Raw genomic sequence first — 16584 nt, forward strand, 5'->3', positions numbered from 1 at the left:
TTTCTGTCATACATATCTCAATGTGCAGTGTTACAAACACATCATTACCGTCTTTTAGGAAAGTATGGTAAAATGCATACATACTGGACCCAGAAGGGTAGCTGACTGTTAGCTACAGGCAAGTGAAGAAGAATAAGGGGTGAAAGAATGTTTAAATTCAACGAGGAAAAAGGTCAATTAAAATGCTCGTTTTGCGGAAAAACGCAAGATCAAGTGCGTAAACTGGTCGCAGGACCTGGCGTATATATATGTGATGAATGTATCGAGCTTTGCACGGAAATAGTTGAAGAAGAGCTCGGTACTGAGGAAGAAGTTGAATTCAAGGATGTTCCGAAACCTCATGAAATCCGGGAAATTCTTGATGAATATGTCATCGGACAAGAGAATGCGAAGAAATCCTTAGCTGTAGCGGTTTATAACCATTACAAGCGGATTAATTCCAACAGTAAGATTGATGATGTTGAGCTTTCGAAAAGTAACATTTCTATGATTGGACCTACAGGAAGCGGTAAAACATTACTTGCTCAAACACTTGCACGTATTTTAAATGTTCCATTTGCGATTGCAGATGCGACGTCTTTAACAGAAGCAGGTTACGTTGGGGAAGACGTAGAGAATATTTTACTAAAGCTGATCCAAGCAGCAGATTATGATGTAGAAAAAGCTGAAAAAGGCATTATCTACATCGATGAGATCGATAAAGTAGCAAGAAAATCAGAAAACCCTTCTATCACTCGTGATGTATCTGGGGAAGGTGTACAGCAAGCCCTTTTGAAAATTCTTGAAGGAACAGTCGCTAGTGTACCGCCTCAAGGTGGACGTAAACATCCTCATCAAGAATTCATTCAAATTGATACAACAAATATCCTCTTCATTTGTGGTGGAGCCTTTGACGGCATTGAGCAAATCATCAAACGCCGCCTAGGTCAAAAAGTGATTGGATTCGGTGCGGAAAATAAAATTGAAGATCTTGAAAAAGAAGTCCTTCTATCAAAAGTTCTGCCAGAAGACTTACTTCGCTTCGGTTTAATCCCAGAATTCATCGGTCGTCTTCCGGTTATTGCAAGCCTAGAGCCGTTAGATGAAAAAGCACTTGTAGAAATCTTGACGAAGCCTAAAAATGCGCTCGTTAAGCAATATACAAAAATGCTTGAGCTTGATGATGTTGAGCTTGAGTTTGAAGAAGATGCTCTTAGCGAAATTGCGAAAAAAGCAATTGAGCGTAAAACAGGAGCTCGTGGTCTTCGCTCCATCATTGAAGGCATCATGCTTGATGTGATGTTTGATCTTCCATCTCGTGATGATATTGAGAAATGTGTCATTACTGGTGAAACGGTTGCTGATGGTGAGCCGCCACGTCTTGTCTTAAAAGACGGTACAGTCGTGAATAAAGATACAAAAACATCAGCATAAGCCCATTTGAATGACTCCTGAATCGTTTGATTCAGGAGTTTTTTATTTATCGTGGAAGTTGTGTTTATTCCGTCCAGCTCTAGGAAATACTAGCAGACAGAAACCAATACATAACGATAGATGAAGGAGGGAGCACCGATTGAGCTGGACAGGAATCGTATTATTCATACAACTGTTCTTTGGTATCGTCATCGGGTTGTACTTTTGGAACTTACTGAAAAATCAGCGCACACAAAAGGTGACGATCGATAAAGAATCAAAAAAAGAAATGGAAGCACTCAGAAAGATGCGATCCATTAAACTGAGTGAACCTTTATCAGAGAGAGTCCGGCCAAAGGGGTTTCAAGATATTGTAGGGCAGGAAGACGGTATACGTGCACTTAAAGCAGCCCTGTGTGGACCGAACCCGCAACATGTCATCGTCTACGGGCCGCCTGGTGTTGGAAAAACAGCTGCTGCCCGTCTAGTGATGGAAGAGGCGAAGCGTCACGCTGATTCACCATTTAAAAAAGATGCAGTATTTGTTGAACTTGATGCTACAACGGCAAGATTTGATGAACGAGGCATCGCAGACCCCTTGATTGGTTCTGTACATGATCCCATTTATCAAGGAGCAGGGGCCATGGGACAGGCCGGCATTCCGCAGCCGAAACAAGGAGCCGTCACACATGCTCATGGGGGCGTTCTCTTTATCGATGAAATTGGAGAACTGCATCCGATTCAAATGAACAAAATGCTCAAAGTGCTAGAAGATCGAAAAGTGTTTTTAGACAGTGCTTATTACAGTGAAGAAAATACGCAAATCCCGAATCACATCCATGATATTTTTCAAAATGGGTTACCCGCTGATTTTCGACTGATTGGCGCCACGACAAGAACACCAGACGAAATTCCGCCGGCTATTCGATCAAGATGTTTGGAGATTTTCTTCAAGGATTTGGATCAGCATGAGCTGAAAATTGTTGCAGCTAAAGCAGTCGAGAAAATACAGAAGGAATTAAGTGACGAAGGACTGAACCTGTTAACATCTTATGTGAAAAATGGACGTGAAGCGGTCAACATGGTACAGATCGCCGCAGGTATGGCTGTCACTGAAAACCGAAAAGATATTACGATCGCCGATGTAGAATGGGTCATTCATTCAAGCCAGCTGACACCAAGATATGAACAAAAAGTACCGGAAAAGCCAAAGGTAGGAGTAGTAAATGGTCTTGCCGTGTATGGACCGAACAGCGGGGCTCTGCTTGAAATTGAAGTGAACATTTGTAAAGCGCTTGAAAAAGGCAGTATCAATATTACAGGTATTGCGGAAGAAGAAAGCATCGGCAATCAGTCTAAATCGATCAGACGGAAAAGTATGGCGAAGGGCTCAGTTGAAAATGTCTTAACCGTGCTTCGAAACTTAGGCATACGAACAAATGAATATGATATCCACATTAATTTTCCGGCTGGTGCCCCGATTGATGGGCCGTCTGCTGGAATTGCGATGGCCACAGCCATTTTCTCAGCCATTCATCAAATCCCGATTGATCATTTAACGGCGATGACCGGTGAGATTGGATTACAAGGTCAGGTGAAGCCGATTGGCGGTGTCATACCAAAAATCAAGGCAGCCAAACAAGCGGGTGTCAAAACAGTGATCATCCCTTATGACAATCAGCAGTCGATCTTAAAAGAGATTGAAGGGGTTACGATTGTGCCTGTGAAGCATTTCCAAGAAGTGCTGGATCAGTGTTTGGTCAATCCGCCAGATGAGAAGAAAGATGGACTAGAAGAAGAAATGAAAAGGAAATCTGTTTAATCCCCATCTCATATGGGGATTTTTTAGTGAAATAGATCTTTTTTTCTTTTTCAAGATAAAAAGAAAGGGTATACTACGGTAAGATCATCATTTCTCAAGTCTTTTACATTGTACAAGACTGAAACAGGTATATTATAATGATTCATACTAGTGACGGAGGTGTCTATCAACATGGCAGATGAAATCAAAAAGAATGTTCCGCTCCTTCCACTGCGAGGCTTGCTTGTTTATCCAACAATGGTCTTGCATTTGGACGTTGGGCGCGAAAAGTCTGTTCAAGCATTAGAACAGGCCATGATGAACGATCATATGATTTTTCTAGCAACACAGCGGGAAATTTCAATAGATGAACCAGGTGAAGAGGAAATTTTCAAAGTCGGCACCTACACAAAAATTAAACAAATGCTGAAGCTGCCAAATGGAACGATCCGTGTGCTCGTCGAAGGCTTAAATCGAGTGCAGATCGAATCCTACATGGAGCTAGAAGACTATACGTCAGTCGATATTAAAGAGTTGACAGAAGAAGAATTAAAGGACGCAGAAGCAGAAGCACTCATGCGCACTTTGTTAGATCACTTTGATCAGTACATAAAAATTTCAAAAAAAATCTCAGCTGAAACATATGCAACGGTGACGGATATTGAAGAACCTGGAAGAATGGCGGATATCGTCGCTTCCCACCTTCCTTTGAAATTAAAAGACAAGCAAGAAGTGCTGGAAACAGTCGATGTCAAAAAACGGTTGAATCGGGTCATCAGTCTCATTCACAATGAAAAAGAAGTGCTAGAGATTGAAAAGAAAATTGGCCAGCGTGTCAAACGTTCAATGGAGCGAACGCAAAAAGAATATTATTTGCGCGAACAAATGAAAGCTATTCAAAAAGAGCTTGGAGACAAAGAGGGGAAAACAGGCGAAGTCAGTACGCTTATGGCTAAAATTGAAGAGTCCGGTATGCCAGATTCTGTTCGTGAAACGGCTTTAAAAGAACTGAACCGTTATGAAAAAATCCCTTCAAGCTCTGCTGAGAGTTCTGTCATTCGCAATTATATTGATTGGCTGATCAATCTGCCGTGGGGCACTTATACAGAAGATCGTCTAGATTTAAAGCTTGCAAGCGAAATTTTAGATGACGAGCACCACGGGCTTGAAAAAGTAAAAGAGCGGGTACTCGAATATCTTGCTGTTCAAAAACTAACAAATTCATTAAAGGGACCGATTCTTTGCTTGGCAGGACCTCCTGGGGTAGGGAAGACGTCACTTGCAAAATCCATTGCTAAATCACTTGATCGAAAGTTTATCCGTATCTCTCTTGGCGGTGTACGTGATGAATCTGAGATCCGTGGTCATCGAAGAACCTATGTAGGTGCGATGCCGGGCCGTATCATTCGCGGGATGAGCAAGGCGGGCACAATGAATCCGGTCTTTCTTTTAGATGAAATTGATAAAATGTCTTCTGACTTTAGGGGAGATCCGTCTTCTGCGATGCTTGAAGTGTTAGATCCAGAGCAAAATCATAATTTTAGCGATCATTATATTGAAGAGACATTTGATTTGTCTCAAGTCTTATTTATCGCAACTGCCAACAATTTAGCAACCATTCCGGGTCCACTTCGTGATAGAATGGAGATTATCACGATTGCAGGGTATACGGAAGTTGAAAAAGCAGAAATTGTGAAAGATCACCTTCTGCCGAAGCAGCTAAAGGAGCACGGATTAAAGAAAGGGAACTTGCAGCTTCGTGAAGCAGCGATTTACGATATGATTCGCTATTACACGAGAGAAGCAGGAGTCCGCGGGTTAGAGCGTCAGCTAGCGGCGATTTGCCGAAAAGCGGCAAGAGCAATTGTGGCTGAAGACCGCAAACGCATCACAGTGACGGAAAAGAACTTATCTGAATTCCTCGGAAAAAGACTTTACCGTTATGGTCAGGCGGAAACGACCGATCAGGTCGGCGTTGTCACAGGCCTTGCATATACCACAGTTGGCGGAGACACCTTGTCCATCGAGGTCTCACTCTCGCCTGGTAAAGGCAAGCTTTTGCTAACAGGTAAGCTCGGTGATGTCATGAGAGAATCTGCGCAGGCGGCATTCAGTTATATCCGTTCAAAAGCAGATGAACTGAACATTGATCCTCAATTTAATGAAAAGCACGATATTCATATCCATGTTCCAGAGGGTGCGGTTCCAAAGGACGGGCCATCAGCTGGTATTACCATTGCGACGGCTCTTGTATCAGCACTCACAGGACGTCCTGTTTCAAAAGAGGTTGGCATGACAGGAGAAATTACGTTAAGAGGAAGAGTGCTTCCGATTGGCGGATTAAAAGAAAAAGCATTAGGCGCACATCGTGCAGGACTGAAAACGATTATTCTTCCAAAGGACAATGAGAAGGATATTGATGATATTCCTGAAAGTGTGAGAGAAGGATTAACTTTTATTCCGGTTTCACATTTAGATGAGGTGCTTGAGAAAGCGTTAGTAGGAGAGGGAAGATGAAAGTAACAAAATCAGATATCGTCATTAGTGCGGTGAAACCAGAGCAGTACCCGAGCGGGGGACTGCCTGAGATCGCACTTGCTGGACGATCAAATGTTGGAAAGTCCTCGTTCATTAACTCATTGATTAATCGGAAAAATTTAGCGCGTACGTCTTCTAAACCAGGAAAGACCCAGACGCTTAATTTTTACATTATTAATGATATGCTCCATTTTGTGGACGTCCCCGGTTATGGCTTTGCGAAAGTATCAAAAACAGAGCGCGAAGCATGGGGGAGAATGATCGAAACGTATATTACAATGCGTGAAGAGTTAAAAGCAGTCGTCCAAATTGTGGATCTGCGTCATAAACCATCCGCAGATGATGTGAACATGTATGAATTCCTTAAATACTATGGAGTTCCTGTGATCATTATTGCGACAAAGGCCGATAAAATTCCAAAAGGCAAATGGGAAAAGCATGCGAAAGTCGTCAAACAGACACTCGACATCGATCCATCAGATGAATTAATCCTTTTCTCTTCTGAAACAAAAAAGGGAAAAGATGAAGCCTGGAATGCGATCCTTGCGAAGATTAACAGCTAAAAAAAGGCATCTGCTATGTGCAGATGCCTTTTTATTGTATAAGTTATTTCCTTTTTAAAAATAATAAGAGGAGACTGACGGCAATCAATACATATGGCCAGTACAATTCAAAACCGGAAGTAGGGATCGAAAGTGTGCTAAGTTGCTTTGTAATTTGTTGAAAGAAATAAAGGAATAGACCGAGTGCAATGAGAACAATACTTTCTATTCGATATTCCTTTTTCTGTGATGACTTCATCAAAAGTGCGAGGCCGACGATGAACACAATCATCGTAAATGTATCTGGCCAGTGTTCTAATTTCGGCTGAAGGATAAAGTGTAGCGCAAGGCCTGTCATGAGCATACCGATAAACACATGAGAGGTTTCCTGTTCCTTCTTTCCTTGATATAAGAAAGCAAGGCCAAAAAGCAGTACAAGTGTATACCATTTCTCCTGATCTTTCCAAATGTCAAATTGATCTCCTGAGAGAATGGCATATAGTGCTACAGCCAGCAAAGTGAGCGGCAGCAAAATAGATTTCTTCTTCAAAGATGTCACCTTCTTATAAGCAGATCATTTGTCCGCACGCGCCAAATCTGGTAAATTGCTTGAAGTGATGATATGGCATTCGATGTCGAACATTTTTCTACTATATCACAACATTTTTGAAATCTGTTCACAATTTTTATCCAGTTAAAAATGAATATATGTTATAATCATTATAAATAATAAATTCTATATTGTAATTATTATAAATTAGACAGGGCGTTGGGGGTGCAAGCTGAAGTTATGCATATTCTTGTTGTGGGTTTAGATTATAAAACAGCCCCTGTTGAGATACGGGAACAGCTGAGCTTTGAACCGAGCGAGCTCGGAACAGCGATGTCCAAGCTTAAAGAAGAAAAAAGCATTCTAGAGAATATCGTCATCTCAACATGTAATCGAACAGAGATCTACGCAGTTGTAGATCAGCTTCATACTGGTCGGTTTTATATAAAAAGATTTTTAGCAGATTGGTTCGGTTTAGAAAAAGAAGATGTCTCTCCATATTTGAAGTTTTATGAAAATGATGGAGCGGTTGAGCATTTATTCCGAGTTGCCTGTGGACTTGATTCTATGGTCATTGGTGAAACACAAATACTCGGTCAAGTGCGCTCAAGCTTTAAAGTCGCTCAAGAGGAGAAGACCATTGGTACCGTTTTCAATTATTTGTTTAAGCAGGCGGTAACAGTTGCGAAACGCTCTCATGCGGAAACAGATATTGCGTCTAATGCTGTATCTGTCAGCTATGCGGCAGTGGAACTTGCCAAAAAAATCTTTGGACGTCTTTCTGATAAACATGTCCTTATTCTTGGTGCGGGTAAAATGGGCGAGCTGGCGGCTCAAAACCTTCAAGGTCAAGGAATTGGCCAGGTAACAGTCATCAATCGAACGTTCGAAAAGGCCAAAGAACTGGCCGGCCGTTTTTCAGGAGAGCCTAAGAGCTTGAATCAATTAGAAAAAACTTTATCTGAAGCGGATATTTTAATTAGCTCTACTGGGGCTAAACAATTTGTGATCACAAAAGAAATGGTCGAAAAAGCGAACAAACAGAGAAAAGGCAGACCTCTATTCATGGTGGATATTGCAGTACCACGTGATTTAGATCCAGCTATTTCTGAAGTAGAAGGTGCTTTTTTGTATGACATTGATGATCTTGAGGGTATTGTGGCAGCCAACCTGAAAGAGCGACGTGCAGTAGCTGAAGAGGTGGAGCTTCTCATCGAAGCTGAAATTGTGGAATTTAAGCAATGGCTTAATACGCTCGGAGTGGTTCCTGTGATTTCTGCTTTAAGAGAAAAAGCACTCTCGATTCAAGCGGATACGATGCAAAGCATCGAACGAAAGCTTCCAAACCTCACAAATCGTGAAATGAAGCTGTTAAATAAACATACGAAAAGCATCATCAATCAAATGCTGAAAGATCCTATCTTAAAGGCCAAAGAAATTGCCGGGGAGCCGAATGCAGAGGAAAAACTTTTACTCTTTAAAGAAATCTTTGATTTACAGGTTGAAGATGAAGAGCAAAAGGCAGAGCCGATGCAGGTGGAGCAAGGGGCATTTCAGCTGTTTAAAACAAATATGGCACAAGGCCTTGCTACAGTTGCCAGTGAGTGATTAGGCGATGATGGAATCCATTGTAGCGAGACTAGGTGAAGCGACGATCTTGATCTATGCACTCAGTGTCTTGTTCTATTTCATAGATTTTCTTCAACACAACCGGAAGGCTGGAAAAATGGCTTTCTGGTTGCTTTCTATTGTCTGGCTGCTGCAAACAGTCTACATGTTTTATATTATGATGGAAACAGACCGATTCCCTGTGTTGAATGTAGCAGAGGGGTTATATTTTTATACGTGGGTGCTTGTGACATTGTCACTTGTTTTGACAAAAGTATTACGTGTTGAATTTATTGTGTTTTTTACAAATGTGATTGGTTTTTCCATGATGGCGATTCACACCTTTACACCATCCGATCTTCATTCTGCCGAACTGACGGGAAAGCTGACGAGTGAGCTGCTCGTCATTCATATTACGATGGCCATTTTATCATACGGCGCTTTTTCACTTTCATTTGCTTTTTCACTCCTCTATCTATTTCAATATCGTTTGCTGAAAAAGAAAAAGTGGGGAAAATGGCTTTTGAGAATTGAAGACTTATCAAAGCTTGATCACATGGCGTATGTCTTAAATATTATTGGCGTGCCGATGCTCTTGCTTAGTTTAATTCTTGGCATTATATGGGCATATATCTCGTATGATACGTTGTACTGGACAGATGCAAAGGTGCTCGGTTCGTTTATTATGCTGTTTTTATACGGCTTTTACTTATACATTAGACTGGTGAGAAATATGCAGGGCAAAATCGTGGCGCGATGGAATGTCGCTTCATTTCTTGTGCTGATGATCAATTATTTTCTGCTTGGTAGCTTATCAACCTTTCATTGGTTTCAATAATGATGAGTCTTAAGGGCATTGTCGGGAGGAAGACGTAATGCGTACAATTAAAGTAGGTTCTAGACGAAGCAAACTTGCGATTACACAAACAAAATGGGTCATTCAAAAGTTGTCTGAACTAAACCCTTCTTATTCTTTTGAAATTAAAGAGATTGTGACAAAGGGTGATCAAATTTTAGATGTGACCTTATCAAAGGTTGGCGGAAAAGGTCTGTTTGTTAAAGAGATTGAACAAGCAATGCTGAACCATGATATCGATATGGCAGTACACAGCATGAAAGATATGCCGGCCTCTCTTCCGGAAGGTTTAGTCATCGGCTGTATTCCTGAGCGTGAAGATGTGCGGGATGCGTTGATTTCAAAGGATCATCTCCGTCTTCATGAACTACCAAAGGGAGCGGTTGTGGGAACGAGCAGCTTACGGCGCAGTGCCCAGCTTCTTCAGAAGAGACCAGATCTTGAGATTAAATGGATCCGTGGAAACATTGATACGAGACTCGAAAAACTGAAAAATGAAGAGTATGATGCGATTATTCTAGCGGCTGCCGGATTGTCTAGAATGGGCTGGAGTCAAGAAGTCGTGTCGGAATTTTTATCTCCTGATACTTGCCTTCCTGCTGTGGGGCAGGGCGCATTGTCGATAGAATGTCGGGGAGATGACGAAGAGCTCTTGCAGCTGTTAGCTCAATTCACAAATGAGTATACAAAGAAAACGGTCCTTGCTGAAAGAGCCTTCCTTAAGCAAATGGATGGAAGCTGTCAAGTGCCGATCGCTGGTTACGCAACGATGAATGAGCGTGATGAAATTGAATTGACAGGTCTTGTGGCATCTGCGGACGGCCATACGATTATTCGAGAAACCGTAACAGGTACTGACCCTGAGGCAATCGGAACAGCATGTGCGAAGCAAATGGCGGATAAGGGAGCAAAAGATTTGATCGACAAGGTGAAAAAGGATCTGTCTTCCCAATGACGATAGCCAAATCGCTTTACGGACAGACGGTGCTTGTCACTCGAAATGAACGTCAAGCGGGTGCGTTTCAGCAGAAAATTGAAGCGCTGAACGGCCATGCTGTTTTAACCTCTCTTATCAGGTTTGAACCAACGCTGACAAAAGAAAAAGCGAAGGCATTTTTAGAAGATTTAGAAGCAAGCCATTGGCTTGTGTTTACGAGTGTAAATGGTGCGTCTTTTTTTCTTAGTTATATAGAGAAGCATCAATTACATCAAAGCTTATCCCACTTGAAAGTGGCGGCCGTAGGTGAAAAAACATCTGCCTATCTGATGCAGCACGGCCTAAAAGTGGATGTGGTTCCAGAGCGATTTATAGCAGAAGAACTGGCAGATGCTTTAATTGATCATGTACACCCAGAAGAATGTGTCTTTGTAGCAAAAGGCCACCTGTCACGAGATGTGGTGAAGAATACCCTCGTTCCGCTTGGCATTGACGTAAAAGAGTGGATTATATATGAAACAGTGAAGGATGAGGACGGAATTATCGCACTCAAGTCGGCAATGATGGAGCAATCATTTGATTTTATTACATTTACAAGCTCCTCCACTGTTCATTCTTTTATGCACGCCATGGAGGCTGATATCGATAGATTAGCTGCATCAGACACATGTTTTGTGAGCATCGGTCCTCTTACACAAGAGGCACTGCTTCAATACGGGATTTCTTCTGAAACCCCAGATACTTATACGATAGGCGGGATGCTTGATTTAATGTGCCGTTTATCTGAAAGGAAGTTGAACCAATGATGAAATTTAACAGACACCGCAGATTGCGTACAAGCGCAGGAATGAGAGAATTGGTGAGAGAAACATTTTTAAGACCCTCTGATTTCATTTATCCCATCTTTTTTGTAGAGGGAGAGAATGTCCGGAAAGAAGTCCCTTCAATGCCGGGTGTCTATCACATTTCAGTTGATCTTGTGAAAGAAGAAGTCCAAGAGCTTGTTGACCTTGGGATTAAATCTATCATTGTTTTTGGGGTACCAGACCATAAAGACCATGTAGGCAGTGAAGCTTATCACGATCATGGGATCGTTCAAAAAGCAACGCTTGAAATCAAAAAGCATTTCCCAGAGCTTGTGGTCATTGCTGATACTTGCTTATGCCAATATACAGATCACGGACATTGCGGAATCGTTGAAGATGGAGAAATTTTAAATGATGAATCTCTTCAGCTCTTAGCGAAAACCGCTGTCAGTCAGGCTCGTGCAGGTGCAGATATCATTGCTCCATCAAATATGATGGATGGCTTTGTGCTTGCAATTCGTGAGGCGCTTGATGAGGCCGGCTTTGTTCATGTGCCTGTCATGTCATATGCTGTGAAATATGCAAGTGCTTTTTACGGTCCGTTTCGTGATGCGGCGCATAGCACACCGCAATTTGGAGATCGTAAAACGTATCAAATGGACCCTGCAAACCGCTTAGAAGCACTGAGAGAAGCGCAGTCTGATGTAGAAGAAGGCGCTGACTTCCTGATCGTGAAGCCGTCACTTTCATACTTAGATATCATGCGTGATGTGAAAAATGAATTTACACTTCCTGTTGTTGCGTACAATGTGAGCGGAGAGTATGCAATGGTCAAAGCAGCAGCTCAAAATGGGTGGATTTCTGAAAAAGAGCTTGTTCTTGAAATGCTGACTAGCATGAAACGTGCAGGCGCAGAATTAATCATTACGTATCATGCAAAAGATGCAGCGAAATGGCTCTCAGAATAAAGAACGGATAGACAGGAGGACATTGAAATGGGACGTAGCTATGAAAAGTCAAAGCAAGCATTTAAAGAAGCGCAGCAGTTAATGCCGGGTGGTGTGAACAGCCCTGTGCGCGCATTTAAATCAGTCAATACAGACCCGATTTTTATGGAACGAGGCAAAGGCGCAAAAATATACGATATTGACGGAAATGAATATATTGATTATGTCTTATCGTGGGGACCGCTTATTTTAGGGCATACAAATGACCGTGTGGTTGAAAGTATTCAACGAGTAGCTGAACATGGTACAAGCTTCGGTGCTTCTACTTTAGTTGAAAATGAATTAGCTAAGCTTGTATCAGAACGAGTTCCTTCTATTGAGGTCATTCGTATGGTCAGCTCTGGAACAGAGGCGACGATGAGTGCGCTTCGTCTAGCACGTGGTTTTACAGGCAGAAACAAAATTGTGAAATTTGAAGGCTGTTATCATGGCCACGGTGATTCTTTGCTTATTAAAGCTGGTTCGGGTGTGGCAACGCTTGGACTTCCGGATAGCCCTGGTGTCCCTGAAGGTACAGCAAGCAATACGATCACCGTTCCATACAATGATTTAGAAAGCATCAAAGTCGCTTTTGAAGAATTTGGAGACGACATTGCAGGTGTCATTGTAGAACCAGTTGCAGGAAATATGGGTGTTGTCCCTCCGCAAGAAGGTTTCTTGCAAGGATTGAGAGACATCACTGAGCAATATGGCTCTTTACTCATTTTTGATGAGGTCATGACAGGCTTCCGTGTGGATTATCATTGTGCACAAGGCTATTTTGGCATTACGCCTGATCTGACATGTCTTGGTAAAGTCATCGGAGGCGGTCTGCCAGTTGGTGCCTATGGCGGTAGAGCGGACATTATGAGACAAATTGCGCCAAGCGGCCCGATTTATCAAGCAGGAACGTTATCCGGTAACCCGCTTGCGATGACAGCAGGTCTTGAAACATTAAAACAGCTGACACCTGAGTCTTATGAAGAGTTTAGACGCAAAGGAGATCGTTTGGAAGAAGGCATTTCAAAAGCGGCGAAAGCACATGGGATTCCACTAACATTTAACCGTGCAGGTTCCATGATTGGATTCTTCTTTACAAACGAACAAGTCGTCAATTACGATACAGCGAAAACAGCTGACCTCGCTTTATTCGCTGAATTCTACAAGGAAATGGCTGATCACGGCATCTTCCTTCCACCTTCACAATTCGAAGGGCTGTTCCTATCAACTGCTCATACGGATGAAGACATCGAGTATACGATTGAGACAGTTGAAAAGGTATTTCAAAAATTAGCTCAGTAACCAAAAGCCGATATGGAGACATATCGGCTTAGATCGTTGACAAAGGGTTAAAATGAACTTTATTTTAGCCCTTTGTCTTCTTTTCAGCGTGAAAGAAAACCTTTGCAGTCTAGGAAGGACGAGCACCGGAGCGGAGCGAATTTGACATTCGTGAGCACCAGCGCGCAGGACTGACACCGAATGCGAGGGTTTGTCTACACGCTGAGCCGATATGGAGACATATCGGCTTTTTGCTTTGCATAAAACCAATCATATTTTCACCGCCTCTTTCATACACCTGTATTGACATCTAATTTTATTTTGAAGGATTAGATGAAAGGAGGACACCGACTTGTCTCAAAACAATCGATTACAGTTTTCGGTAGAAGAGTCCATTTATTTCAAAAACGGACAGGAAGTCAGTGAGTTGCTGTCAATTTCTCTCGATCCTGACATTCTCGTTCAAGAAGTGAATGATTATGTTTCCATTAGAGGTTCACTCGAGCTAACAGGAGAATACAACATAAATCAAGAGGAGCTAATGGGTGAATCCAGTTCCTATGCATCATACAGGCAGGCTGATGAGGTGAAGGTAAGAGAGGACGGAACGGCTGAGCTGCTGCATCAATTTCCGGTGGATATCACGATCCCCAAGAACAAAATTAGTCATTTAAATGATGTATTTGTGTTTATTGATGCATTTGATTACCAGCTGACAGAAAGCCGTTTGCTCACGATTCAGGCTGATTTGGCCATTGAAGGTCTGTTAGATGAAGGAACGCCTGAACCGCTTGTAGAAGAGCCATATGAATTTGTCCATCGTGCTGAAGAGGAATATGGCGATGTCACTTATGAATATCAGGCGCAGTCTGAATATGAAGAGCAAGAAATGCTGCCACGTGAAGAGCATGAAGAAAATGCAGAACAGCAGGCCGTTTTGCAACATGAAGCGCGAACTGAACAAGAAGAGGATGAAATAGACATCGAGACGGTGATGGTGGAAGAAGCAGAAGAAGAGGAGGAATATGAGGAAGAAGAAGCCGTGGCGCTTGGGTATCGTTCCTTCCCAGAAGCTCAAGTTCAAGAGCCGCCATTCTTTGACCCGCCTAAGCTGTTAGAAGAAGAGGAGCGGGATGATACGTTCTTTGAGGTGGAAGTGAGGAAAGACCCTGAAGCAGAGAGCAAGGAAGAAGAAGAGCCGCCAGCTTATCCAGCCTTTGAATCACCTGCTTATCAGATGGAACAGACGCAGGAAGAGCGGGATGACAGCTATCAGTTCGAACGATTATATGAACGTGAAGCACCAAAGGTGTATGAATCAGCTCAAGAAGCTGAGGAGTTTGAACATGACCAGAGAGAAGCGTCTGGCAGTGAGAATTCTCTTTATTTAACGAAGCTGTTCGCTAAGCAGGAGGAGGAAGATTTTTCTCGCATGAAAATATGTATAGTTCAGCAAGAAGATACGGTCGATCGTATTTGTGAGCGATATCAGTTGAATGTGCAGCAGCTCCTTCGAACGAATTCATTGTCGGTGGATGCAGAGCTTGAAGAAGGGCAGATTCTTTATATTCCTGAATATCAAAAAAGCAATGCATAGTATGAGATGATGGACCGAGAAAATGTGGTGAGAGAACGTGGATGAAATCCAATCTGTCCTATACGAATACGGGCTTGAGGCTGAATATATCGAACCTGTCAGTCCAGCAGTCGTTAGAGTGTATACAAAGCAGGGCGTATTTGCACTAAAGCGAGTAAAACCCCATCGACACATGCAGTTTACAGAGCAAATGCTTGAACTAGAATCAAAAGGCTATCGCTCGTTTGTGCCGATTTATCGCACGAAGAGCGGTTCCTTTTTCTCAAATCATCGAGAAAGCCAGTACACGTATTACCTCATGCCATGGCTAACGAATGAAAAGAGAGAAGAGCAGGACGATAAACATGAATATTTATTTCAAGAGATTGCAAGACTTCATAAACGAACAGAAGTCATGATGGACATTACTGAGCAGGAAATAGAGGCTCACTACACCCAAATGAAAAGCAAATGGGAAACAGAGAAAGACATGTATGAACGATTTATCGAGCGGGCAGAACAAACATGGTATATGTCGCCATTTGAGCTGGCTGCTGCTATGTACTTTTCAGAAGCGATGTCTGCAAGTGAATTTGCACTTGAACGTTTAGAGGATTGGCATGAGGAAATGAAAGACCAAGAGACGACACGTATTGTGTTAAACCATGGGCAACTGTCAATCCATCACTTTTTGTACAATGATGTAGGTACAGGACATTTCACCAATTTTGAGCGGTCTAAAAAGGCTGCCCCCATTTATGACCTTTTGACCTTTTACTATCGCACATTCAAAACCTACCCTACTCCTTGTCCTGAATGCACATCTTTGTTTTATACGTATCAAAAGGGAAATAAACTTCGTGAGGAAGAGATTCATTTGTTCTTGAGCTACCTCGCTTATCCGCAGGGTTTGTTTGATACGGTGAAAGCCTATGAAGCAGGCGGACAGGATGAGATGGAAAGTTGTCAGGAGCTGTTAAGGGCGTATTGGCAAATGAAAAATTCTGAGCCGACCGTCATGAAAATACACGAAATTGAGCAGGCTAGACGCCTTGAAGAAGAACAAAATGCCTCGTCATCAGAAGAGTGACGAGGTTGTTTGCTGTTGCGCTATGAAATGTCTAACGAGGGATGACCTATACATAAGAGTGAGCCTGCAACATTCAGCTCTCTTAAAACCAATCAAGATGAAAGGCACAGGCGAGAAATATGAGAATTCCTAAGATGAGGACGTCAAATGTTGTGGGAAAAATGATCGTACGAAAGCCTTGAAATATGGCAATCGGGAGAACGACTTGGGAGGCAACTGCCCGAATTTGTCTAAGCCATGGGGGGAGTGTGTAAGGATTGATCTTTTTCAAAATAAAACGCCCTCCTTCTTTATTTTGTTATTATCATATGGGCAAAGAGGCAAAGGGTGCCTGCCCAATTTGTATAAAGAAGAAGAAAAGCGGAAAAGATGATTGACGAAAACAAAAGGCATTTAGTAATATTAATAAAAGATGAGTATAAGCTGATGAACGTGATATATCGTAAGCGTGGATCAGGAAGAGTACGAGCAAGACCCTAAAGAGAGGGAAACCAATAGCTGAAAGGTTTTCTAGGATGCACTTGTTTGGAAGGTCGCCTGTGAGCTTAATTTCTTGAAACATGTAGTAGAGAAATTCGGGAGATCCCCGTTATCCTTTAGAGAGTACGGGACACGTCTAAG

General features: G+C 42.4%; 13 protein-coding genes, 1 pseudogene and 1 other annotated feature (1 of these 15 cut by a window edge). Of the genes and pseudogenes, 12 read left to right on the plus strand and 2 right to left on the minus strand.

Going from position 1 to position 16584, the window contains the following annotated elements:
- Window positions 1-147: 147 nt before the first annotated feature.
- From clpX to yihA, 4 genes are all read left to right on the plus strand, one after another.
- Entirely contained in the window at window positions 148-1413 is a 1266-nt protein-coding gene (gene clpX, locus ACTJJQ_RS00315) for an ATP-dependent protease ATP-binding subunit ClpX (protein WP_017358145.1), read from the plus strand.
- 139 nt (window positions 1414-1552) lie between these two features.
- The gene (gene lonB, locus ACTJJQ_RS00320) at window positions 1553-3214 is read left to right on the plus strand and encodes an ATP-dependent protease LonB (protein WP_007501566.1); all 1662 of its coding nucleotides are present in this window, start codon (window positions 1553-1555) and stop codon (window positions 3212-3214) included.
- A gap of 171 nt (window positions 3215-3385) precedes the next feature.
- The gene (gene lon, locus ACTJJQ_RS00325) at window positions 3386-5710 is read left to right on the plus strand and encodes an endopeptidase La (protein ID WP_440599856.1); all 2325 of its coding nucleotides are present in this window, start codon (window positions 3386-3388) and stop codon (window positions 5708-5710) included.
- The gene (yihA, locus tag ACTJJQ_RS00330) at window positions 5707-6294 is read left to right on the plus strand and encodes a ribosome biogenesis GTP-binding protein YihA/YsxC (RefSeq protein WP_007501562.1); all 588 of its coding nucleotides are present in this window, start codon (window positions 5707-5709) and stop codon (window positions 6292-6294) included. Before lon ends, yihA begins: the two co-directional genes overlap by 4 nt.
- Window positions 6295-6337: 43 nt before the next feature.
- On the opposite strand, the gene ACTJJQ_RS00335 is transcribed toward yihA, so the two are convergent.
- On the minus strand, window positions 6338-6823 hold the full coding sequence (locus ACTJJQ_RS00335; RefSeq protein WP_007501561.1) for a hypothetical protein: 486 nt from the start codon (window positions 6821-6823) through the stop codon (window positions 6338-6340).
- 240 nt (window positions 6824-7063) lie between these two features.
- Here ACTJJQ_RS00335 and hemA point away from each other — a divergent pair, with 240 nt between their 5' ends.
- The 8 genes and pseudogenes from hemA (at window position 7064) to ysxE (ending at window position 15963) form a co-directional block, all read left to right on the plus strand.
- Window positions 7064-8431, plus strand: coding sequence for a glutamyl-tRNA reductase (gene hemA / locus ACTJJQ_RS00340; RefSeq protein WP_024718410.1), 1368 nt, complete (start codon window positions 7064-7066; stop codon window positions 8429-8431).
- 7 nt (window positions 8432-8438) lie between these two features.
- The gene (locus ACTJJQ_RS00345; protein WP_008342830.1) at window positions 8439-9269 is read left to right on the plus strand and encodes a cytochrome c biogenesis protein; all 831 of its coding nucleotides are present in this window, start codon (window positions 8439-8441) and stop codon (window positions 9267-9269) included.
- Window positions 9270-9306: 37 nt separating this feature from the next.
- Window positions 9307-10242 (plus strand): hydroxymethylbilane synthase, encoded by a 936-nt coding sequence (gene hemC / locus ACTJJQ_RS00350; RefSeq protein ID WP_025207728.1) that lies wholly within the window; start codon window positions 9307-9309, stop codon window positions 10240-10242.
- The gene (locus ACTJJQ_RS00355; protein WP_025207727.1) at window positions 10239-11030 is read left to right on the plus strand and encodes a uroporphyrinogen-III synthase; all 792 of its coding nucleotides are present in this window, start codon (window positions 10239-10241) and stop codon (window positions 11028-11030) included. Before hemC ends, ACTJJQ_RS00355 begins: the two co-directional genes overlap by 4 nt.
- A complete protein-coding gene (gene hemB / locus ACTJJQ_RS00360; RefSeq protein WP_025207726.1) occupies window positions 11027-11998 on the plus strand; it encodes a porphobilinogen synthase in 972 nt (323 codons plus the stop codon). Before ACTJJQ_RS00355 ends, hemB begins: the two co-directional genes overlap by 4 nt.
- A 27-nt stretch (window positions 11999-12025) precedes the next feature.
- A complete protein-coding gene (gene hemL / locus ACTJJQ_RS00365; protein ID WP_008342821.1) occupies window positions 12026-13318 on the plus strand; it encodes a glutamate-1-semialdehyde 2,1-aminomutase in 1293 nt (430 codons plus the stop codon).
- A gap of 331 nt (window positions 13319-13649) precedes the next feature.
- A pseudogene (locus tag ACTJJQ_RS00370) lies at window positions 13650-14129 on the plus strand (LysM peptidoglycan-binding domain-containing protein); the annotation flags it as partial.
- Between the two features lie 802 nt (window positions 14130-14931).
- Complete coding sequence (gene ysxE, locus ACTJJQ_RS00375; protein ID WP_008342818.1) at window positions 14932-15963, plus strand: spore coat protein YsxE; 1032 nt, start codon at window positions 14932-14934, stop codon at window positions 15961-15963.
- An 82-nt stretch (window positions 15964-16045) separates the two neighbouring features.
- Here the strand turns inward: ysxE and ACTJJQ_RS00380 are convergent, their stop codons facing one another.
- On the minus strand, window positions 16046-16234 hold the full coding sequence (locus tag ACTJJQ_RS00380) for a hypothetical protein (protein WP_003216497.1): 189 nt from the start codon (window positions 16232-16234) through the stop codon (window positions 16046-16048).
- Between the two features lie 169 nt (window positions 16235-16403).
- Window positions 16404-16584, plus strand: a binding site (T-box leader); it runs 49 nt beyond the window's last position.

The sequence above is a fragment of the Bacillus sp. 22483 genome (genome assembly GCF_052044605.1).
In the GTDB taxonomy this organism is placed as follows: Bacteria; Bacillota; Bacilli; order Bacillales; family Bacillaceae; genus Bacillus; species Bacillus altitudinis.

What these genes read in the sequence shown, in the direction of transcription:
- clpX (WP_017358145.1), top strand. Translation starts at nt 148, where the DNA reads ATGTTTAAATTCAACGAGGAAAAAGGTCAATTAAAATGCTCGTTTTGC.
- lon (WP_440599856.1), top strand. Translation starts at nt 3,386, where the DNA reads ATGGCAGATGAAATCAAAAAGAATGTTCCGCTCCTTCCACTGCGAGGC.
- yihA (WP_007501562.1), top strand. Translation starts at nt 5,707, where the DNA reads ATGAAAGTAACAAAATCAGATATCGTCATTAGTGCGGTGAAACCAGAG.
- hemA (WP_024718410.1), top strand. Translation starts at nt 7,064, where the DNA reads ATGCATATTCTTGTTGTGGGTTTAGATTATAAAACAGCCCCTGTTGAG.
- ACTJJQ_RS00345 (WP_008342830.1), top strand. Translation starts at nt 8,439, where the DNA reads ATGATGGAATCCATTGTAGCGAGACTAGGTGAAGCGACGATCTTGATC.
- hemC (WP_025207728.1), top strand. Translation starts at nt 9,307, where the DNA reads ATGCGTACAATTAAAGTAGGTTCTAGACGAAGCAAACTTGCGATTACA.
- ACTJJQ_RS00355 (WP_025207727.1), top strand. Translation starts at nt 10,239, where the DNA reads ATGACGATAGCCAAATCGCTTTACGGACAGACGGTGCTTGTCACTCGA.
- hemB (WP_025207726.1), top strand. Translation starts at nt 11,027, where the DNA reads ATGATGAAATTTAACAGACACCGCAGATTGCGTACAAGCGCAGGAATG.
- hemL (WP_008342821.1), top strand. Translation starts at nt 12,026, where the DNA reads ATGGGACGTAGCTATGAAAAGTCAAAGCAAGCATTTAAAGAAGCGCAG.